This window comes from Streptomyces sp. NBC_00988, from assembly GCF_045162645.1.
GTDB lineage: Bacteria > Actinomycetota > Actinomycetes > Streptomycetales > Streptomycetaceae > Streptomyces.
Map to the genome: position 1 here is coordinate 1,545,216 of NZ_CP108730.1, position 19,233 is coordinate 1,564,448.

The following is a 19,233-nucleotide window of genomic DNA, read 5'->3' on the forward strand; positions in this document are numbered from 1 at the left end:
GACCTCAGGGGTACCGGGTTCCGGCTCCTCGGCCGCCAGTCGGGCCAGGATCTGCCGTGCGCGGCGCAGGAGTGCGAGGGCGGTCATCGGAACCTCCGGTGTCGTGGGCTGCTTTCACCCCACCGACGAACGCCCCCTACACGGATCGACACTCCGCGAGCCGCCGCTCCAGAAACCTTCGCTCCGCCGCGTTCTCCACCAATTCCAGGGCCCGTTCGTACGCGACGGCAGCCTCCGCCGTACGACCGCTGCGGCGCATCAGATCGGCGCGGGTCGCGGGCAGCAGGTGGTAATCGGCCAGTTCGCCCGACCGCTCCAACTCGGCCACCAACTCCAGCCCCGCGTCCGGGTGTTGGGCCATACCCACGGCCACCGCCCGGTTCAGGCGCACCACCGCGGAGGGCACGAAGCGCTCCAACTCGCCGTACAGGCCCGCGATATCGGCCCAGTCGGTGTCCTCGGCCGTGGGCGCGGTGGTGTGGCAGGCTGCGATCGCGGCCTGGATCTGGTACGGCCCGGGGCGGCCCCGGCGCAGCGCGGTCTCCAGCAGGGCGGCGCCCTCGTCGACTTCGGCCCGGTCCCATGCCGTACGGTCCTGGTCCTCCAAAGTCACCAACTCCCCCGCCGCGTCCACACGCGTGCCACGCCGGGCGTCGTGCAGCAGCAACAGGGCCAGCAGGCCGAGGACTTCGGGCTCGTCCGGCATCAGGCGAGCGAGCACGCGTGCCAGGCGGATCGCCTCCGCGCACAGGTTCGTCCGCACCAACTCGGCGCCTGAGGTGGCCGCGTAGCCCTCGTTGAAGAGGAGGTAGACCACCCCCAGGACGCCCGTCGTGCGCTCGGGCAGGAGATGTGCGGGCGGCACGCGGTACGGGATACCGGCGTTGCGGATCTTCTTCTTGGCGCGTACGAGCCGTTGCGCCATGGTCGCCTCGGGGACGAGGAAGGCGCGGGCGATCTCGGGGGTGGTCAGGCCCGCGAGCGTGCGCAGGGTCAGGGCGACCCGGGCCTCGATGGGCAGCGCGGGGTGGCAGCAGGTGAAGACCAGCCGCAGCCGGTCGTCCTCGACGCCGCTGCCGTCGCCGTCGTACTCCGGGTCGTACGGTCCCTCATCGCGCCCCAACACCGCGACCTCCCGCAGTTTCGCCGCCCCGACCGCCTCCCGGCGCAGGACGTCGAGGGCGCGGTTGCGGGCGGTCGTGGTCAGCCAGGCGCCGGGGCGGCGCGGGATGCCGTCGCGCCGCCACCGGTCGAGTGCCTGGGCGAAGGCGTCCTGCGCGCACTCCTCCGCGAGGTCCCAGTCGCCGGTCACCCGGATCAGGGTGGCGACGACCTGGCCCCACTCCTCGCGGAAGGCGGCGGCGACCGCCTCCTCGACGTCCGGCACGTTCACTCCCAGACCGGCCGCACCTCGACCGAGCCGCCGTCGGAGGCGGCCGGGTGCTTCGCGGCCAGGGCGATCGCCTCGTCGAGATCCGCGACGTCGATGAAGGCGATGCCGGCGAGATATTCCTTGGTCTCCGCGAACGGGCCGTCGCTGAGCAGCACTTCATCGCCCCGGACACGCACGGTGGTGGCGTCCGTGGAGGGCCGCAGCCGTGCACCTCCGGTGACCCGGCCCGCCCGCGCCTGCTCGAAGTAGGCGGCGAAACGCGGGTCGTCGGCATGCTCCGCCGGGCTCTGTTCCTCGTCCCCGACCGGGGAGCAGAACAGCAGGGCGTACTTCATCACGCCCCCTTCAGGGACACGGCGTGCTCATGAGTGATCAGTCGGCGCAGGCCTACGTCGCGGTAGCCGGTGGTCACGCGCAGCGTTTCGTCGAGCGGGGTGCCGTCGGTGCGGGTGCCGGTCAGGCGTACGAGGGAGTGGGAGAAGCCGATGCTCTCGTCCACCTGGATGCGCAAGGCCCGCACGTCACGGGTCACCGGCCCGGTGACCGACGCGAACAGGTCCTGCAGTGCCTTGCGGTGGGCGTCGAGGCCCTGCCGCTCGTGGCCGTCGGCGAGGTGGAAGACCTCGGCACGGGGTGCATAGCAGGCCAGCGCGCGATCGACGTCCCGCTCACGGACCGCGTCGGTCAGTTCGGCGTCGAGCACGCGGATCTCCGCCTCGGCGTCCTCGTCGTCCCAGAACTTGCGGACCTCCATGGCTCCGATGGTGGCCACAGGGTGCTTCGCGGCGGCCTCGACGGCCTCCTCCAGGGTGTCGCACTCCAGGATGTCGAACCCGGCGACGTACTCCTTGGTCTCCGCGAACGGCCCGTCGGTACGCAGCACCTCCCCGCCGCGCACCCGCACGGTGACGGCGTCGGCGGCCTGCGCGAGCCGGTGCCCGTGCAGCCGTACGTTCCGGTCGCCCAGCTCCTCCACCCAGGGTTCCACGGGTGCCATCCCGGAGCCGTCGGCGGTGTCGTCGCCGCACACGAGCAGCATGTATTTCATGGGTCCTCCCGGTCCTCGATGAGCTTCCTACACCCCACCGACGAACGCGACCGAACCGGATCGACACCCCGCCGAGAAAAAACACGGATCCAAGAAACAACACGGAGAGGCCGGGGCACCGGCCCCGGCCTCTCCGTAACTACGTACCTGTCACGCGGTGGCAGCCTGCACCGACGGCTCCCCCGCCCCCACAGCCGCGCGCTCGGTGTTCTTGCGCACCAGCAGCAGGGTGACCATCGCGCCCAGCAGCGAGGCGCAGCCGCAGATCACCACGCCGATGGCCATGCCGTGGCCGAGCGCGGTCTGCGCGGCGGCCTTGGCCTGGGCGCTGCCCGCGTTGACGACCGCAAGGGGACCGGCCGCCTTCTCCATGCCGGCGTCGGCCCCGCTGAGCTTGCCGACGAGCGCGGAGGACGCGAGGCTCATCGCGATGGTGGAGATCACGGCCGGGCCGAGGCCCTGGCCGAACTCGCGGACCAGGCTGGTCGCGCCGCTGGCCATGCCGGTCATGTTGATCGGTACGGCGTTCACGGCGGCGGAGGTCAGCGAGGACACCACGCAGATGAAGCCGATGCCGAGCAGCAGCACCGGGCCGATGAAGGCGGCGAGGGAGGTGGTGGTGATGGGCAGTGCGGCGATCCAGAACTGTCCGGCGGCCATGGGCAGCAGGCCGCCCATCAGGAGCCAGCGGGCGTCGATCCTGGTGAGCATCCGGCTGAGTACCGGTGCCAGCAGCAGCGGGATCAACTGCAGGATCACGAACGGCATTCCGGCCCGCAGCGCGCTGAGGTGCATCACCGCGCCGAGGCGGATCGAGACGCAGTAGGCGGTGCCGATGAAGCCGAACATGCCGGCCAGGGCGACGACGGCCGCCGCCGCGAACGAGGGGATCTTCAGCAGGTCGAGGTTGAACATCGGGGAGGCCGCGCGGGTCTCCGCGACGATGAACCCGGCGAGCGCGACGGCCGCCAGGGCCAGCGAGCCGACGATCGCCGCGCTGCCCCAGCCGCGGTCGCCGCCCTCGATGATGCCCCAGAGCAGGGCGGTCAGGCCGACGGCGATCGTGATCTGCCCGGGCCAGTCCAGCGCGCGGCCCTCGGGCGCCTTCGAGTCGGTGACGAGCTTCCACGAGGTGACCGCGACGACGAGACCGAGAACGACCGGCGGCACGAACGCCCAGCGGAAGTCGGCGACCGTGGCGAGGATCCCGGAGGACAGGGGGCCGAGCGCGGAGGCCAGCGAGATCGACAGGGCCCAGGTGGAGACGGCTTTCGCCCGGTCCTTGCCGTCGGGTGTGGCCGCCGCGATGACCGCGAGGGAGCTGGGGAACAGGGCGGCGGCGCCGATGCCGGCCAGGGCCTGCCCGGTCCACATCATGGTGATGTTCTGCGAGGTGGAGTTGAGGAGTTCACCGAGCGCCAGGACGATCCCGCCGAGCACCAACAGCCGCTTGCGTCCGAAGAGATCGCCGACCACACCGAAATTCAGTTCCAGAATCGCGGTGGGAAGAATGAACGCGGAGGTGACCCAGGCGACCTGGGAACCCGATGCGCCGAATGCGGCCTGAATTTCTCCGTTGATGGGCGAGGGAACGGTAATGCACAACTGCGCCGCCGCGACCGCGAGACAGCATGCTATGAGTGTTCCGGGGTCCAGTCTTTTCAAGGAGGTCGAATCCGTCATCGTGCGTGCCCTCACTCTGCGTTTTTCTCTATGAGTTCGATGAGATTTCCCTCGGGGTCACTGACCCAGGCCATGCGCACTCCGGGCTCGGGGGACGGACCGGGTGCCATGACCTCGCCGGCGCCATGGGCCACCAACGCGCCATGGACGGGGTCGAGTTCGGGGGTGGTGACCGCGAAGTGCCCATATCCCTCGGTGAGGGCGGCGGTCAGCGGGTCCGGCGCGCGAAGGCCGGGGGTGGAACCGGGTCTGGCGAGCAACTCGATGCGCCAGCCCCGCGGATGCTCCAGGACGACACCCTTCAGACCGGGCCCTTCGAGATGGAACTCGAAGACGGTCTTGAGGCCGAACGCGCCCTGGTACCAAGCGACTTGGGCCGCCAGATCCCGTACGTTGACGCCCACGTGGTCGAGTCGGGTGGTCACGGCGGCTCAGCCCGCCATCGCGCTGTCGCCGCCGTCGACCATGAGGTTGGCGCCGTTGACGAAGGCCGCCTCGTCGGAGCAGAGGAAGGCGGCGGCCCGTGCGATGTCCTCGGGCCGCCCCACCCGCCCGACCGGGATGCGCGCCTCCAACTGCGCCTTGGGACCGGCCGGATCGTCGAGGAAGGGCGCGGTGGCGGAGGTGCGGGTCATGCCGGGCGCGATGGTGTTCACCCGGATGTGATGCGGGGCGCCGGCCGCGCACAGGTGCAGGCTCATCGCCAACACCCCGCCTTTGGCGGCCCCGTGGGGCACCATCGGCATGAACGGCGCCCCGCGTACGGCGGCCACGGACGCGACGTTGAGAACGGCCCCGCCACCCCGCGCGATCAGGTGCGGCCAGGCGGCCTGGGTGCAGAAGTAGGGGATGTCCAGCTCGTTCTTGATGGTGAAGTACCAGTCCTCGGCGGGCATCGTCCCGAACGGGCCGTTCCGCAGCGCGGAGGCGTTGTTGTAGAGGATGTCGATCCCGCCGAAGGCCGCGATCCCGGCCTCGATCCACTCCCGGGCGCCACCCTGGGTGGACAGGTCAACTGGAGCCAGGGACCGCATGGTTCCGCCGGCCTTTTCGACGAGTGCCACGGTCTCGGCCGCACTCTCCTCGTCAATGTCGCAACCGAAGACCTCGGCACCCTCCGCCGCGAATATCAGCGCCGCGGCCCGCCCTATTCCAGCCCCCGTTCCACTGATGAAAGCGATTTTCCCGGCCAGTCGACCCATGATTGCCAAGTCCCTTGTCCCGTGCCGCCGTGGTGCGGTGGTGGCAGCGTAGGTACGGCCATTGACGAGAACAAGAAATGGGTCGACGAAGGGCCATCGGGGGTTCGTATGGCTGGTATGAGGCGGGAAGCCGGAAACTCCTCACAGGTTCACGGCAGGATGTCCCCATGAGCACCGACGACCAGGCCCGGCTGATGCGCGCCAACCAGGCGAACTGGGACGCCCGCACCCCCGTCCACCTCGCCAGCCGGTTCTACGGCCTGGACGGGGACCCGGACCCGGACCGCTGGTTCGCCGCCTTCGAGTGGGACGACCTCGGCGACCTGGCCGGCCGTGACGTGCTGCACCTCCAGTGTCACCTCGGCACCGAGACCCTCGCGTTCGCGCGGCGCGGGGCGCGTGCCACGGGCCTCGACTTCTCCGAGGCGTCCGTCGCCGCCGCGAACGACATCGCGGCGAAGGCGGGCCTCGACGTCGGCTACGTACAGGCGAACGTGTACGACGCCGTGGAGGCCCTGGGGCAACGGCAGTTCGACGTCGTGTACACCGGCAAGGGCGCCCTGTGCTACCTGCCGGACCTACCGCGCTGGGCGGACACGGTCGCCCAACTCCTGCGCCCCGGCGGCCTGTTGTACATCGTCGAGTTCCATCCCCTGCTCAACTCGCTGGGCCCGAAGGCGGCTCCGGGCGAAGGACCCGAACTGCTGCTGCGCCACGACTACCTGGGCGGCGGGGGCCCGGTGCACCGGGACGCGACGTTCACGTACACCGACGGCCCGGCCGTGGCGGGCGCGACCGACAGCTACGAGTGGATGCACGGAATAGACGAAGTCATCAACGCGTTGACGACAGCGGGACTGAACATCCGGCGCCTTCGCGAGAGCGACGAACTGCCGTGGCCGCGCTGGCCGCAGATGGCCCGGACCGAGACCGGCTGGTGGCGACTGCCCGAGCCCCGGATCCCCCTCCTGTACGGCCTCCTGGCGAGTCGCTGAGCCCCGCGTCACACCCAGAACCGCACCGGGTGTGCTACGGTGCGGTCAGCACTTGTGCACGCCCCGTTCTGGGCGCCGGTGCTGGATTCACTTCTCTTCCGCCGAACAGCCCGTCGATTCCGACCGGCACACCGGCTTCTCCACACCACTTCGTGACCGGCGTTTTTCCGCCGTACCCGAGGTGATGTTCCCCGCCGCCCCGAGGAGCGCTCGTTCGCCCTCCGCCCGCGGCTTCTCCCCCCTTCCTTCCGCATGACACATGCATCCCGTCCTTGAAAGGACCACCCATCATGACCACCACACTCGAACCCCCAGTACAGGAACAGCCCCGCATCCAGACCGCCACCGGTGTCCTCGACATCGACGGCAACGGGAAGGGGCACCTGCGAGCGCTGGACTGCCAGCCCTCGCCCACCGACCTCCAGGTCTCCCCCGCGCTGATCCGCCGTCACGGCCTGCGCAAGGGCGACCTCGTGGAAGGCGTCCGCGGCGGGCAACGCGCCCTGACCGAGGTCGCGTTCGTCAACGGGCGCACGCCCGCCGAACTGCGCGGCCGACGCCACTTCCGTGACCTCACCCCGCTGCACCCGCGTGAGCGGCTGCACCTCGAACACCCGGCGGCCGGCCTGACCGGACGCGTCGCCGACCTGATCGCCCCCGTCGGCAAGGGCCAGCGCGGGCTGATCGTGGCCCCGCCCAAGACCGGCAAGACCGTACTGCTCCAGCAGATCGCGGCCGCCGTCGCCGGCAACCACCCCGAGGCCCACCTCATGGTCCTGCTGCTCGACGAGCGGCCCGAGGAGGTCACCGACATGCGGCGCTCCGTGCGCGGCGAGGTGTACGCCTCCACCTTCGACAAGGCCCCCAAGCAGCACATCGCGCTGGCCGAGCTCGTGATCGAGCGGGCGAAGCGGCTCGTCGAGGCGGGCGAGGACGTAGTGATCCTCCTCGACTCGCTGACCCGGCTGTGCCGGGCGCACAACAACGCGGCCGCGTCCGGTGGCCGCACCCTCAGCGGCGGTGTCGACTCGACCGCGCTGATCGGCCCGAAGAAGTTCTTCGGCGCCGCACGCCTCGCCGAGGAGGGCGGTTCACTCACCATCCTCGCCACCGCCCTGGTCGAGACCGGCTCCCTCGCCGACAACGTCTACTTCGAGGAACTCAAGAGCACCGGCAACATGGAACTCCGCCTCAGCCGCGACCTGGCCTCCCGCCGGATCTTCCCGGCCATCGAGATCACCCCGTCCGGCACCCGCCGAGAGGAACTCCTCCTCACCCCGGCCGAGTTGACGGCGGTACGGGGCCTGCGCCGCGTCCTCCAGAACAGGGACGCCCAGGGCAGCCTGGAGACCCTGCTGGAGCGGATGCGAGAAACCCCGGACAACGCGACGTTCCTACGCCAGATCCAGCCCACGCTCCCTTCGAACTGACGGGGACCGTCATGCCTCAAGGGGCGCGGGGCCGTGTCGATGTGCGGCTCCGCCGCGTGGGCACGACCAGCCCCTACCGGGCCCGCGGCCGAATCACTAGCGCATCCGGGTGCTGACGACCCCCGGTCGGCCCGGCCAACACTCTCCACAGCGTCTCCGTTCCTACGTTTGCGGTATGACAATCGGATTCCCACCCCGGATCACCGTGTCGGCCTGCGCCCTGTGCCTCGCGGGCGCCCTCGCGTTCACCCCCGTCGCGGCGGCAGCCCACACCGGGTCGGATCCCGGCACAGCAACACCGCCCCCCGCGCTCCTGAACCGCCCCGACACCCAGGTCAGACCACACCCCGGAGTCCCCACCGTCCCGGACGTCTCCGCCCTGTCATGGCTCGTGGCCGACGCCCGCACCGGCGAGGTCCTGGCCGCCCACGACGCCCACCGCAAGCTCCCACCCGCCAGCACCCTGAAGACACTGTTCGCCCTGACCGTCCTCCCCGCGCTCCCCGGAGGAATCCGGCATCGCGTCAGCGAACAGGACCTGGCCGGCATCGGCGAGGGCAGCAGCCTCGTCGGCGTCGAGGAGGGCCACACGTACCGCGTCGCCGACCTGTGGCGCGGCGTCTTCCTCAACTCCGGGAACGACGCCGTGCACGTCCTGGCCTCCCTCAACGGCGGCTGGCAGACCACGGCCACGCGGATGCAGGCCAAGGCACACGCCCTCGGCGCCCTCGACACCCATGTCGTCTCACCGGACGGCTACGACACCGACGGCCAGGTGTCCTCCGCCTTCGACCTCGCGGTGTTCGGCCGGGCCGGACTGCGCAACGCGGACTTCGCCCGCTACTGCTCCACCGCCGAGGCAGAGTTCCCGGGCGAGGGCTCGTCGTACGGCATCCAGAACACCAACCGCCTGCTGACCGGCAACGACGGCGTCGAGCGGTATCCGGGGATCATCGGTGTGAAGAACGGCTACACCACGCACGCCGGCAACACCCTTGTCGCGGCGGCGCGTCGGGGCGGGCGGTCGCTCGTCGTGACGGTGATGAATCCTCAGGCGGGCGGTGGTTTCACCGTGTACGAGGAGGCGCGCGAGCTGCTCGACTGGGGTTTCGCGGCGGCCGGGCGGGTCGATCCGGTGGGGTCGCTGGACGCCTTGCGGGCCAGGCCGCGACCGGGTCCCTCGGCGGTGCCGGTGGCCGCCGCGGTCGTACCGGACGAAGGACCCGGCTGGGCCGAGACCGCGGTGATCGTGGCCGCGGCCGTGCTGGGCGCGGGTGCGATGGTGGCCGCGATCCGGCTCAGGATCAAGCGGCTGCCGCCGGTCTGACCCGTCGGCAGCCACAGCAGCAGGCCGAGCGTGACCCAGGTGTACGTGTTGCTGCCGAGGAAGCCGTCGACGCCCGAGGAGTCGTCGAACCACAGCCACACGACGCTCGTGCACATCACCGCGTAGAGGGCGCCCGCGATCCGCGGGTGTCCGGCGCGGACCAGGACGGCGAAGGCCGGCAGCAGCCACACGAGGTGGTGCACCCAGGTGATCGGGCTGATCAGACACGCGGTCAGCCCGGTCAGCGCGAACGCGGCCGTCCAGTCCCCCAGGACGACCGCGCGGCGCGCCCGCACCGCCCACACGGCCAGCACGAGGACGACGACCGTCGCCCACAGCGGGCGGCCCGTTTCGCCGAGCCGGGCCAGGACGCCTTGCAGGGACTGGTTGGAGACGTAGTCGAGGCGGCCCACCCGGGTGGTGTCCCACATGGCCCGGGTCCAGTAGAACCGTGAGGCGTCCGGGACCACGAAGAACGCGAGCCCGGTCGCCGCGAGCGCCACAGCCGTCGCGACCGCGGCGGCTTTCCAGCGTCTGGCCAGCAGCAACAGGGCGATGAACAGGGCCGGCGTGAGCTTGATCGCCGCCGCGAGACCGATGCCGACGCCCGCCCAGCGGCCCCGGCCGGTGGACAGGAGCCAGCCGTCGCCGAGGACGAGGGCCAGCAGTATGAGGTTCACCTGCCCAAAGCTGAAGGTGTCGCGCAACGGCTCGAACAGCGCCAGCCCGCAGGCCACCAGCGCCCACCCGAACCAGCCGTAGCGCCGCCACCGGGGCCCGGCCAGGATGCGCAGCACGACGCCGAGAGCTGTGAGGTTGAGGACGAGTGCGGCGGTGATCGCGGTGCCGAGGCCGAGGTAGCCCATCGGGGCCATGCTGACGGCGGCGAACGGCGGGTAGGTGAAGCCGTAGGTCGTCCCCGGCACGTGGTAGTCGTAGATGCGGCCGCCGTGGTGGAGCCAGGTGTGGACGGTGCCGTAGTAGACGCGCAGGTCGAACCAGTCGCGCAGCAGCGGGACGGTCGCGGTGAAGACGGTGACGACGGCGGCGAGGGCCAGCACCAGGAGGACGCGGCCGCGGTCGGTGGTGGGCGTTCTCATGCCGTACGTCCCAGGGCCGGGGCCTCCGCCGCCTGGCGGGCCTGCCAGAGGACGACGATCGCGAGGACGCCGCCGGAGACGGCCAGCACGAGCTGTCCGATGTCGGCGGGTCCGCCGCTGGGCAGGACGGCGAGGGCGAGGACGCCGGTGACGGCGGCCACCCGGTGTCGTACGGACGTGCTCGGCGCGGCGGCGGCGATGAGGAAGAGACCCCACAGGGCGTACCAGGGGCGGATCGCCGGGCCGAACGCGGCGACGACCGCGAGGCTCAGGCCGAGCGCGTAGACCGGGCTGGGGCGCAGGCGGAACCATATGGCGAGGACGGCCGCGCCGGTGACCGCGAGTCCGAGGGCATGCCAGGCAGGGACGGCGAAGGGCGCGAGATCGCTGCCCAGGTGTTTCAGCAGGGCGCCGGTGGCGCGGCCGAGGAGGCTGGTGAGGGCCCAGTTGTGCGCCGAGACGGGTGTGTCGAGGGCGCCTATCCAGCCGTAGCCCGTGCCCGCGAAGGCCGTGGCGGCGACCGTGGTGACGGCGGACGCGACGACGGTCGTCGTGACGGCCTTGGCCGGGCGGTGGCCCGCGCGGATCTGGAGGAGTACGACCGCGGCGAGACCGAGCGCGGCCGGTGCCTTGACCAGGGCGGCGAGTGTGACGAGTACGGCGCCCAGGACCGGCCAGCGGCCGAGGGCGGCGACCAGGCCGACGCCGAGGAGTCCGAGCATGATCGCGTCGTTGTGGGCGCCCGCGACGAGGTGGAGCAGGACGAGCGGGTTGAGGGCGCCCAGCCAGAGCGCGGCGGCCGGGTCGGCGCCGCTGTGCCGGGCGAGCCGGGGCAGCGCGGCGGCCATCAGGCCGACCCCGAGGAGGGCGACGAGCCGCATCCCGAAGAGCCCAGCGGGCAGTTCATCGCGGGTCAGTCCGGACAGCCACGACGCCACGGCGAGGAACACCGGGCCGTACGGCGCGCCGGTGTGCTGCCACAGCGGGGCGACCTCGTCGGCGAGGGGCCCGCCGAGCGTGGCGGGGCCGTGCGCGTAGACGTCCATGTGGGCGTCGACCATGGCGCCCTGCGCGAGATAGCTGTACACGTCCCGGCTGAACAGCGGCGGCGCGAGCAGCAGCGGGGACGCCCACACGGCGAGGACCAGGAACAGGGAGCGCGGGGTGGGCGGTTCGGCGCTGCGGATCAGCTTGCCCAGCAGCAGCCAGGCCGCTATCAGCAGGACGACACCGAAGTAGACCCCGACCAGCCCGAGCGCCGCCTGCGCCGAGGCCGGGGAGAAGAGGTCCGCGGCCGGCAGCGCCCCGGCCGTCTCACCGCCCAGCGCGAGGACGGCGGTACCGGCCAGACCGAGTACCTGGCAGCGGCGGAGATCGACGGGAAATGCCATGGCCAACACTCGCCAAGCGTGTCAACGCCGGATGGCGGGAAGGCGACCTGCCGCTCTCGGGGCGGCGGACTGCGCGTGACCTCCGTGTGCTCGGCCCTCAGCACCGATGAGTTCTCGGTCCCCGACGGGTCTTCCTGATGACCGACTTTCCCAGAACGGACGTGATGACCGTGCCGACCAGCTCCGCCCGCACCAAGGTGAACGGCCAGGAGATGTACTACGAGATCCATGGCACCGAGCACGAGGGCCGACGCCCGCTGGTGCTGCTGCACGGCGGTGTGCAGACCGTCGGTCTGACCTTCGGGACGATGCTGCCCACGCTGTCGGCCGAGCGGTACGTGATCGCCCCCGAACTCCAGGGCCACGGCCACACCGCCGACACCGACCGGCCGCTGACGATCCCGGACCTGGCCTCCGACGTGGTGGCACTGCTCGACGAACTGGGCGTCCGGCAGGCCGACTTCGTCGGTTTCAGCCTCGGTGGACTGGTCGCGCTGGAGATCGCGGTCCGGCACCCGGAGCGGGTCGGACGGCTCGTGCCGACCAGCACCGCGTACTCCCTGGACGGCTACCACGACGAGGTCCGCACCCCCGACTTCAGCTCGCCCCGGCTGCCCAGCCAGGCCGACTTCCAGGAGATGGCCGACGCCTACGCGGCCGTCGCACCGCACCCCGAGCACTTCCAGGACTTCTTCGCCAAGTCCTCGGCGGCGGCGAACGCCCCGCTGCCCTGGACCGCCGACGACCTGCGCACGGTGACCGCGCCCACGCTCCTCGTGATCGGCGACACGGACTTCTTCCCCGTCGAGCACCTCGCCGAGATGCAGCGGCTGATCCCCGACGCGCAACTCGCCGTGCTGCCCGGCACCACGCACATGGAGGTCATGCGACGGAAGGCGCTGTTGCCCCTGCTCACCGAGTTCCTGGCCTGACGACGGTCAGAACACCGACACCCCGGTCAGCGTCGTGAAGCGGTCGAGCGCGGCGACCCCGGCCACCGAGTTCCCCCGCTCGTCAAGTCCCGGGCTCCACACGGCCAGCGTGCACCGGCCCGGGACGATCGCGATGATCCCGCCGCCCACCCCGCTCTTGCCGGGCAGCCCCACGCGGTAGGCGAACTCGCCCGCCGCGTCGTACGTCCCGCACGTCAGCATCACCGCGTTGACCTGCTTGGCCTGGGTGAGGGTGAGCAGCCGGGAGCCGTCGGCGCGGCTGCCGTGCCGGGCCAGGAAGCCGGCGGCGAGGGCGAGGTCGGCGCAGGACGCCATGACCGAGCACTGCCGGAAGTACTGGTCCAGGAGGACGGGCACCTCGTTGTCGATGTTGCCGTAGGACTTCATGAAGTGGGCGAGGGCCGCGTTGCGGTCACCGTTCGCGGACTCGGAGGCGGCGACGTCCTTGTCGAAGTCGAGGGAGGGGTTGCCGCTCTCGGTGCGCAGGAAGGCCAGCAGTTCGCCGGCCGCGTCTCCGGTACGGGTCTGGAGCCGGTCGGTGACGACGAGCGCGCCCGCGTTGATGAACGGGTTGCGCGGGATGCCGCTCTCGTACTCCAGCTGGACAAGGGAGTTGAAGGGGTTGCCGGAGGGCTCGCGGCCCACGTGCTCCCACAGTTCGTCGCCCTCGCGGGCCAGGTCGAGGGCGAGGGTGAAGACCTTGGTGATGGACTGCGTGGAGAACGGCTGTTGCCAGTCCCCCACCCCGTACACCGTGCCGTCCAGCTCCGCGACGGCCATGCCGAAGCGGCGCGGGTCGCAGGCCGCGAGCGCCGGGATGTAGTCGGCGGCCTGGCCGCGGCCGGGCATCCGCTCGATCTCACCGGCGATGCGCTCCAGGACCGGCTGGAAAGCCATCGATGGGGACATGATCACCATTGTGCCTCCGGGCCGGTCCTGGTGCGCGTGGGCGGATCAGACAGCTACGGGGCCGCTGCCGGCCAGGACCTCGGGCCGCAGCAGGGCCGCGAGGGTCTCGGCGGGCAACAGGCCCTTCTCCAGAACGAGTTCGGCGACACCCCGGCCGGTGGCGAGGGCCTCCTTGGCGATGTCGGTGGCGGCCGTGTACCCGATGTGCGGGTTCAGCGCGGTCACCAGGCCGATGGAGTTCTCCACGCTCGCGCGCAGCGCCTCGGTGTTGGCGGTGATGCCGTCCACGCAGCGCTCGGCGAGGGTGAGGCAGGCGGCACGCAGATGCGTGATGGACTCCGACAGCGAGTGCAGGATGATCGGCTCGAACGCGTTGAGCTGAAGCTGTCCGGCCTCGGCGGCCATCGTGATGGTGACGTCGTTGCCGATCACCTCGAAGGCGACCTGGTTGACGACCTCGGGGATCACCGGGTTGACCTTCCCGGGCATGATGCTCGAACCGGCCTGCACCGGCGGCAGGTTGATCTCCCCGAGCCCCGCACGCGGCCCCGAGGACAGCAGCCGCAGGTCGTTGCAGCTCTTGGAGAGCTTGACCGCGACACGCTTGAGCACGCCCGACATCTGCACGAACGCCCCGCAGTCCTGCGTGGCTTCGACCAGGTTGGCCGCCGTCACCAGCGGCAGCCCGGTGATCTCCGAGAGATGCCGCCGAGCCGACTCCGCGTATCCGGCAGGAGCGTTGAGTCCGGTCCCGATGGCCGTGGCCCCCAGGTTGATCTCATGGATCAACTGGACAGCCTCGTCCAGACGTTGACGATCCTCGTCAATCATGACCGCGTACGCCGAGAACTCTTGACCGAGCGTCATCGGCACCGCGTCCTGCAACTGTGTACGGCCCATCTTGAGCACGTCACGGAACTCGACAGCCTTACGGGCAAAGGCGTCCTGCAGTACGGACATGGACGCGATCAACCCATGTACGGCAAAGACAGTCGCTACCTTGACGGCGGTCGGATACACGTCATTGGTCGACTGCCCGAGGTTGACGTCCTCGTTTGGGTGCAGGTACTGGTACTCACCCTTGCTGTGCCCCAGCAACTCCAACGCCCGGTTCGCGACAACCTCGTTGGCGTTCATGTTGGTCGAGGTACCTGCCCCGCCCTGCACCACGTCCACCACGAACTGGTCGTGCAGCTTCCCGGCCCGGATCTCCCGGCAGGCGGCGACGATGGCGCCCGTCTTCTCCGGCGAGAGCAGCCCCAACTCCTCATTGGCGAGAGCAGCGGCCTCCTTGACGGCGGCGAGGGCATTGATCAAGTGCGGGTACACAGAGATCGGCGTCCCGGTGATGGGGAAGTTCTCCGTGGCCCGCAGGGTGTGAACACCCCAGTAGGCATCGCCGGGTACATCCCGGTCCCCGAGCAGATCATGCTCGCGACGAACAGCAACGGTCATGAGGGTCACCTTCCAAAGAGGTCAAGGGACAACGCCCTGCTTTTCAGGGGCGCGGGGCTGTATCGATATGCGGCTCCGCCGCGTGGGCGCGACCAGCCACAACGGACCCGCAGCGCCCCACAACCGATCTAGGCACACGCGGACAGCGGCGGCACCGGGTCCAACGCACGCACAGGCCGAACACAACCAACCGGCTCGCCGCCACCGAGCAACGGCTCCCCCGCGAACTCGGTGAGCAGCCCCTCCTCAACCCCGGCCCGCGCAAGCGCTGCCGCAGCCACCGGCACGCGCGCCCGATTGGCCCCGTCCGAGACCTTCACGGCAACAGCCCGCCCATCGGGCAACGCGGCAACCTGAACCCCCTCGAAACCGTCCTTGGCAAGCAGCCCAGGAACCGCCCGCATCAACGCGGCCACATCCCGCCCCGCCCCGGACGCCATCTCCGCATGGGCACGCATCGCATCAGCGACCCGAGCCTCAGGCGTACCAGGTGCGGCAGTGGTAATCCGAGCAACAGCCCGGGCAAGCCCATGCAGGGAGATGGAGAACAAGGGAGCCCCACACCCGTCGACCGTCACCCGGGCGATCCGCTGCCCGGTGAGATCCTCGACGATCTCGGCGATCGCCTGCTGCAACGGATGGGCCGGGTCGAGATAGTCGTCGAGGGACCACCCGTTGAGCTTCGACACGTACAACATGGCCGCATGCTTCCCGGAACAGTTCTGGGCGAGCCGGGACGGCGCCCGCCCCTCACGCACCCAGACATCCCGCACGACCGGGTCGAACGGCAGGTCGGGAACGTTGCGCAGAGAGTCCTCGGTGAGCCCGGCGAGTTCGAGGATCCGCCGGGCCCCGGCGAGGTGACGTTCCTCGCCGGAGTGGCTGGCGGCGGCGAGCGAGAGCAGCTCGCCGTCGAGCGGCAACCCGGCCCGCACCATGGCGACGGCCTGCACGGGCTTGATCGCCGAGCGCGGATAGAACGCCGCCTCGATGTCGCCGATCTGGAGCTGGACCTGGCCGTCGGCGTCGAGGACGACGACGGAGCCGTAGTGGATGCCCTCGATCATTCCGCCGCGTATGAGGTGGGCGACGGGTGCGTGGAGGGGTTCACGGATGAGGGGTGGGTCCGCGAGGGAACTGCTGTACATCACTGCCTGTCAGGGTTCGGACGGCGTGGGTCTCACGCGTCGGGTGCGGTGGAGGACGTGCTGGCCACGCGGCGGCGGACGGCGAACCATCCGGCGACGAGCGCGGCGGCGATCAGCGGGAGACAGAGCACGGTGGTGCGTCCGGCGCCGCCGTCGGCGTACATGAGGACCAGGACGGAGGCGAGGAAGGCCAGCGTCACGAGTTCGGTCCAGGGGGAACCCGGCAACCGGTAGCTGGGGCGGGTCAGTTCGCCCTTTTCGGTCTTCTTCCAGAAGAGGAAGTGACAGAGCATGATCATGCCCCAGGTGGAGAGGATGCCGATCGCGGCGAAGTTGAGGACGATCTCGAAGGCGTCCGCCGGGACCACGAAGTTGAGGCCGACGCCGAGGACGCAGATGCCGCTGGTGAGCAGGATGCCGCCGTAGGGGACCTGGCTGCGGCTCATGACCGAGGTGAACTTGGGGGCGGAGCCGGACATCGCCATGGAGCGGAGGATGCGGCCGGTGGAGTACAGGCCGGAGTTGAGCGAGGACATGGCCGCGGTGAGGACGACGAGGTTCATGACGCCGCCGGCCGCCGGGATGCCGATGTTCGACAGCACGGTCACGAAGGGACTCTGGCCCGCGCTGTACTTGTTCCACGGCAGCAGCATCGAGAGCAGGACGACCGAGCCGACGTAGAAGAGGCCGACGCGCCACATGATCGAGTTGATCGCCTTCGGCATGATCTTCTCGGGGTTCTCGGTCTCGCCGGCGGCTACGCCGACCAGTTCGACCGAGGCGTAGGCGAAGACGACGCCCTGGATGATCAGGAGCATGGGCAGCAGGCCGTTGGGGAAGATGCCGCCGTTGTCGGTGATCAGGGACGGGCCGGGGGTCGTGCCGTCGACCTGGTGCTGGGTGACCAGCAGGAAGATGCCGATCAGCATGAAGACGACGAGTGCGCTGACCTTGATGATCGCGAACCAGAACTCCAGCTCGCCGAACATCCGCACCGAGATCAGGTTCACCGTGAGGACCACAGCGAGGGCGATCAGGGCGATCACCCACTGGGGGATGTCGGAGAACATGCTCCAGTAGTGGGTGTAGACGGCGACGGCGGTGATGTCGGCGATGCCGGTGGTGGCCCAGTTCAGGAAGTACATCCAGCCCGCTATGTACGCGCCCTTCTCGCCCAGGAATTCGCGGGCGTACGACACGAAGGCGCCGGACGAGGGCCGGTACAGGACGAGTTCGCCGAGGGCGCGGACGACGAGGAAGGCGAAGAGTCCGCAGACCGCGTACGCGATGAACAGCGAGGGGCCGGCGTCGGCGAGGCGGCCGCCCGCGCCGAGGAAGAGGCCGGTGCCGATCGCGCCGCCGATGGCGATCATGTTGACGTGCCGGGACTTCAGGGACTTGCTGTAGCCGACGTCTCCGGCGTCGACATGGCCGGATCGTTTCTGCACGCCATCGCGCTGGGACTGTTCGCCGTCGTGCAGGGACTGCTCGCTCACGCCTCGGGTCCGCCTTCCGTGGGGGTGTTCGTGCGCGCGGGGCGCACGATGTCGGTGAGGGTCGTCTCGACCCGGTCGAGGTGGTGGGACATGGCCTCGACGGCGTCCGGCTCGCTGCCGTCGATCAGCGCCTCGACGATCGCCCGGTGCTCGCGGTTGGACTGCTCGCGCCGGCCGCCGAGTTCGTTGAGGAACGCGGACTGGCGGGCCAGCGCGTCGCGGATCTCCTCGATGACCCGGCGGAACACCGGGTTCTGGGCGGCCTCCGCCACGGCGAGGTGGAAGAGGGTGTCCATCGCGACCCACGCGGTGGTGTCGGTCTCCTGTTCCATGCGGTCCAGGAGGTGGGCCAGGTGGTCCAGGTTCTCCGGGGTGCGGCGCAGTGCCGCGTACCCGGCGACCGGGATCTCGACGTGGCGGCGCACTTCCAGCAGGTCGCTGGCCGCGTAGTCGCCGAAGGTCGGGTCCTCCACGGCGTTGGCCACCACGAAGGTGCCCTTGCCGGTCTTGGAGACGGTCAGGCCCATGGTCTGCAGGGCCCGCAGGGCCTCGCGGAGCACGGGCCTGCTGATCTCCAGGGTGCGGCACAGCTCCGCCTCGGAGGGGAGCTTGTCGCCGATGGCGTAGTCGCCGCGCTCGATGGCGCCGCGGAGGTGGACAAGCACCGCTTCCATGGCGCTGACGCGCCGCGGCCCGACTCCACCTGTCTGGCTGTCTGACAGGTTCACGGACGTGATCCTGCGGGTGACGGGACAGTGCTGTCAAGCGATCCGAAAAGAAAAATTCAGCGGGCGTGAAGCCTGAAAATCCGGCTTCACGCCCGCTGCGATGATCGTCCACCCACTGTCGGCCGCTGTCAGCTGTTGAGCACACCCGTGCCGAGCAGCCCGAACAGCAGCAGACCGATGATGATCCGGTAGATCACGAACGCGTTGAAGGAGTGCTTCGCGACGAACTTCAGCAGCCAGGCGATGGAGCCGTAGGCCACCACGAACGACACGATCGTGCCGACCGCCAACGGGGCCGCGCCCACGCCCGCCCCCAGGGCGTCCTTCAGCTCGTAGATACCGGCGCCGGTCAGGGCCGGGATGCCGAGGAAGAAGGAGAGCCGGGTGGCGGCGACGCGGTCCAGGTCGAGGATGAGACCGGTGGACATGGTGGCGCCGGAGCGCGAGAAACCGGGGAAGAGCAGCGCCAGGATCTGCGAACTGCCCACCAGCATCGCGTCCTTGAAGGTGGTGTCGTCCTCGCCGCGCTTGTGCCGGCCCATCTGGTCGGCGCACCACATGACACCACTGCCGACGATCAGCGAGGCGGCGACCACCCACAGCGAGCCGAGCGGCCCGTCGATGAGCGGCTTCGCGGCCAGGCCCACGATCACGATCGGGATCGTCGCGTAGATCACCCACCAGGCGAACTTGTAGTCGTGGTGATAGCGCTCCTCGCGATTGCGCAGGCCACGGCCCCACGCGGTCACGATCCGCACGATGTCCTTGAAGAAGTACAGGAGCACGGCGGCGATGGCGCCGACCTGGATGACGGCCGAGAACGCGACGACGGAATCGTCGTCCACGGGGATCTTCATCAGCCCCTCGACGATCTTCAGATGGCCGGTCGAGGAGACCGGAAGGAACTCGGTCACCCCCTCGACGACTCCGAGGACGGCGGCCTGACCGACGCTGATGACGCTCATGAGATCCAGT

The 19,233-nt window shown here is 70.1% G+C and carries 17 protein-coding genes and 1 pseudogene; 4 read left to right on the plus strand and 14 right to left on the minus strand.

The features are described from left to right. Nucleotides 1-136: 136 nt before the first annotated feature. From OG496_RS07180 to OG496_RS07205, 6 genes are all read right to left on the minus strand, one after another. Nucleotides 137-1,393 (minus strand): RNA polymerase sigma factor, encoded by a 1,257-nt coding sequence (locus OG496_RS07180; RefSeq protein WP_405970069.1) that lies wholly within the window; start codon nt 1,391-1,393, stop codon nt 137-139. Further along, nucleotides 1,390-1,728, minus strand: coding sequence for a YciI family protein (locus OG496_RS07185; RefSeq protein ID WP_399392954.1), 339 nt, complete (start codon nt 1,726-1,728; stop codon nt 1,390-1,392). Before OG496_RS07185 ends, OG496_RS07180 begins: the two co-directional genes overlap by 4 nt. After that, nucleotides 1,728-2,441 carry a YciI family protein gene (locus OG496_RS07190; RefSeq protein WP_405970070.1) on the minus strand — a complete coding sequence of 238 codons (714 nt, stop codon included), beginning with the start codon at nt 2,439-2,441 and terminating at the stop codon, nt 1,728-1,730. Before OG496_RS07190 ends, OG496_RS07185 begins: the two co-directional genes overlap by 1 nt. A 150-nt stretch (nt 2,442-2,591) precedes the next feature. Then, a complete protein-coding gene (locus tag OG496_RS07195; protein ID WP_405970071.1) occupies nt 2,592-4,124 on the minus strand; it encodes an MFS transporter in 1,533 nt (510 codons plus the stop codon). A gap of 11 nt (nt 4,125-4,135) precedes the next feature. Further along, nucleotides 4,136-4,549 carry a VOC family protein gene (locus OG496_RS07200; RefSeq protein ID WP_366495028.1) on the minus strand — a complete coding sequence of 138 codons (414 nt, stop codon included), beginning with the start codon at nt 4,547-4,549 and terminating at the stop codon, nt 4,136-4,138. Nucleotides 4,550-4,555: 6 nt separating this feature from the next. Continuing rightward, complete coding sequence (locus OG496_RS07205; RefSeq protein ID WP_405970072.1) at nt 4,556-5,326, minus strand: SDR family NAD(P)-dependent oxidoreductase; 771 nt, start codon at nt 5,324-5,326, stop codon at nt 4,556-4,558. Nucleotides 5,327-5,493: 167 nt separating this feature from the next. On the opposite strand from OG496_RS07205, the gene OG496_RS07210 reads away from it, so the two are divergent. From OG496_RS07210 to OG496_RS07220, 3 genes and pseudogenes are all read left to right on the plus strand, one after another. After that, a complete protein-coding gene (locus OG496_RS07210) occupies nt 5,494-6,321 on the plus strand; it encodes a class I SAM-dependent methyltransferase (RefSeq protein ID WP_405970073.1) in 828 nt (275 codons plus the stop codon). Between the two features lie 290 nt (nt 6,322-6,611). Then, on the plus strand, nt 6,612-7,751 hold the full coding sequence (gene rho, locus OG496_RS07215; RefSeq protein ID WP_405970074.1) for a transcription termination factor Rho: 1,140 nt from the start codon (nt 6,612-6,614) through the stop codon (nt 7,749-7,751). A 175-nt stretch (nt 7,752-7,926) separates the two neighbouring features. After that, nucleotides 7,927-8,742 (plus strand): annotated as a pseudogene (locus OG496_RS07220) (D-alanyl-D-alanine carboxypeptidase family protein); the annotation flags it as partial. A gap of 59 nt (nt 8,743-8,801) precedes the next feature. On the opposite strand, the gene OG496_RS07225 reads toward OG496_RS07220, so the two are convergent. Both OG496_RS07225 and mptB read right to left on the minus strand, forming a co-directional pair. Beyond that, on the minus strand, nt 8,802-10,178 hold the full coding sequence (locus tag OG496_RS07225; protein ID WP_405970075.1) for a glycosyltransferase 87 family protein: 1,377 nt from the start codon (nt 10,176-10,178) through the stop codon (nt 8,802-8,804). After that, a complete protein-coding gene (gene mptB / locus OG496_RS07230; protein ID WP_405970076.1) occupies nt 10,175-11,569 on the minus strand; it encodes a polyprenol phosphomannose-dependent alpha 1,6 mannosyltransferase MptB in 1,395 nt (464 codons plus the stop codon). The genes OG496_RS07225 and mptB overlap by 4 nt, the downstream gene beginning before the upstream one ends. A 137-nt stretch (nt 11,570-11,706) precedes the next feature. Between mptB and OG496_RS07235 the strand changes: the two genes are divergently transcribed. After that, entirely contained in the window at nt 11,707-12,501 is a 795-nt protein-coding gene (locus OG496_RS07235) for an alpha/beta fold hydrolase (RefSeq protein ID WP_405970077.1), read from the plus strand. Between the two features lie 6 nt (nt 12,502-12,507). On the opposite strand, the gene OG496_RS07240 is transcribed toward OG496_RS07235, so the two are convergent. The 6 genes from OG496_RS07240 to OG496_RS07265 all read right to left on the minus strand — a co-directional run bounded on the left by OG496_RS07240 (nt 12,508) and on the right by OG496_RS07265 (nt 19,223). Continuing rightward, complete coding sequence (locus OG496_RS07240) at nt 12,508-13,440, minus strand: glutaminase (protein ID WP_405970078.1); 933 nt, start codon at nt 13,438-13,440, stop codon at nt 12,508-12,510. Nucleotides 13,441-13,476: 36 nt separating this feature from the next. Next, nucleotides 13,477-14,886 carry an aspartate ammonia-lyase gene (aspA, locus tag OG496_RS07245; RefSeq protein ID WP_405970079.1) on the minus strand — a complete coding sequence of 470 codons (1,410 nt, stop codon included), beginning with the start codon at nt 14,884-14,886 and terminating at the stop codon, nt 13,477-13,479. A 128-nt stretch (nt 14,887-15,014) separates the two neighbouring features. Then, a complete protein-coding gene (locus tag OG496_RS07250; RefSeq protein ID WP_405976577.1) occupies nt 15,015-16,034 on the minus strand; it encodes an asparaginase in 1,020 nt (339 codons plus the stop codon). A 32-nt stretch (nt 16,035-16,066) separates the two neighbouring features. Then, nucleotides 16,067-17,530, minus strand: a complete 1,464-nt coding sequence (locus OG496_RS07255; RefSeq protein ID WP_405970080.1) for an amino acid permease — start codon at nt 17,528-17,530, stop codon at nt 16,067-16,069. Then, nucleotides 17,527-18,204 carry a FadR/GntR family transcriptional regulator gene (locus OG496_RS07260; protein WP_033278612.1) on the minus strand — a complete coding sequence of 226 codons (678 nt, stop codon included), beginning with the start codon at nt 18,202-18,204 and terminating at the stop codon, nt 17,527-17,529. Before OG496_RS07260 ends, OG496_RS07255 begins: the two co-directional genes overlap by 4 nt. A 182-nt stretch (nt 18,205-18,386) precedes the next feature. Further along, the gene (locus tag OG496_RS07265) at nt 18,387-19,223 is read right to left on the minus strand and encodes an undecaprenyl-diphosphate phosphatase (RefSeq protein ID WP_366495038.1); all 837 of its coding nucleotides are present in this window, start codon (nt 19,221-19,223) and stop codon (nt 18,387-18,389) included. Between the last annotated feature and the right edge of the window lie 10 nt (nt 19,224-19,233).

What these genes read in the sequence shown, in the direction of transcription:
- OG496_RS07235 (WP_405970077.1), top strand. Translation starts at nt 11,707, where the DNA reads ATGACCGACTTTCCCAGAACGGACGTGATGACCGTGCCGACCAGCTCC.
- OG496_RS07225 (WP_405970075.1), bottom strand. Translation starts at nt 10,178, where the DNA reads ATGAGAACGCCCACCACCGACCGCGGCCGCGTCCTCCTGGTGCTGGCC.
- OG496_RS07190 (WP_405970070.1), bottom strand. Translation starts at nt 2,441, where the DNA reads ATGAAATACATGCTGCTCGTGTGCGGCGACGACACCGCCGACGGCTCC.
- OG496_RS07260 (WP_033278612.1), bottom strand. Translation starts at nt 18,204, where the DNA reads ATGGAAGCGGTGCTTGTCCACCTCCGCGGCGCCATCGAGCGCGGCGAC.
- OG496_RS07185 (WP_399392954.1), bottom strand. Translation starts at nt 1,728, where the DNA reads ATGAAGTACGCCCTGCTGTTCTGCTCCCCGGTCGGGGACGAGGAACAG.
- OG496_RS07250 (WP_405976577.1), bottom strand. Translation starts at nt 16,034, where the DNA reads ATGTACAGCAGTTCCCTCGCGGACCCACCCCTCATCCGTGAACCCCTC.
- OG496_RS07210 (WP_405970073.1), top strand. Translation starts at nt 5,494, where the DNA reads ATGAGCACCGACGACCAGGCCCGGCTGATGCGCGCCAACCAGGCGAAC.
- OG496_RS07265 (WP_366495038.1), bottom strand. Translation starts at nt 19,223, where the DNA reads ATGAGCGTCATCAGCGTCGGTCAGGCCGCCGTCCTCGGAGTCGTCGAG.
- aspA (WP_405970079.1), bottom strand. Translation starts at nt 14,886, where the DNA reads ATGACCGTTGCTGTTCGTCGCGAGCATGATCTGCTCGGGGACCGGGAT.
- OG496_RS07195 (WP_405970071.1), bottom strand. Translation starts at nt 4,124, where the DNA reads ATGACGGATTCGACCTCCTTGAAAAGACTGGACCCCGGAACACTCATA.
- OG496_RS07240 (WP_405970078.1), bottom strand. Translation starts at nt 13,440, where the DNA reads ATGGTGATCATGTCCCCATCGATGGCTTTCCAGCCGGTCCTGGAGCGC.
- OG496_RS07205 (WP_405970072.1), bottom strand. Translation starts at nt 5,326, where the DNA reads ATGGGTCGACTGGCCGGGAAAATCGCTTTCATCAGTGGAACGGGGGCT.
- rho (WP_405970074.1), top strand. Translation starts at nt 6,612, where the DNA reads ATGACCACCACACTCGAACCCCCAGTACAGGAACAGCCCCGCATCCAG.
- mptB (WP_405970076.1), bottom strand. Translation starts at nt 11,569, where the DNA reads ATGGCATTTCCCGTCGATCTCCGCCGCTGCCAGGTACTCGGTCTGGCC.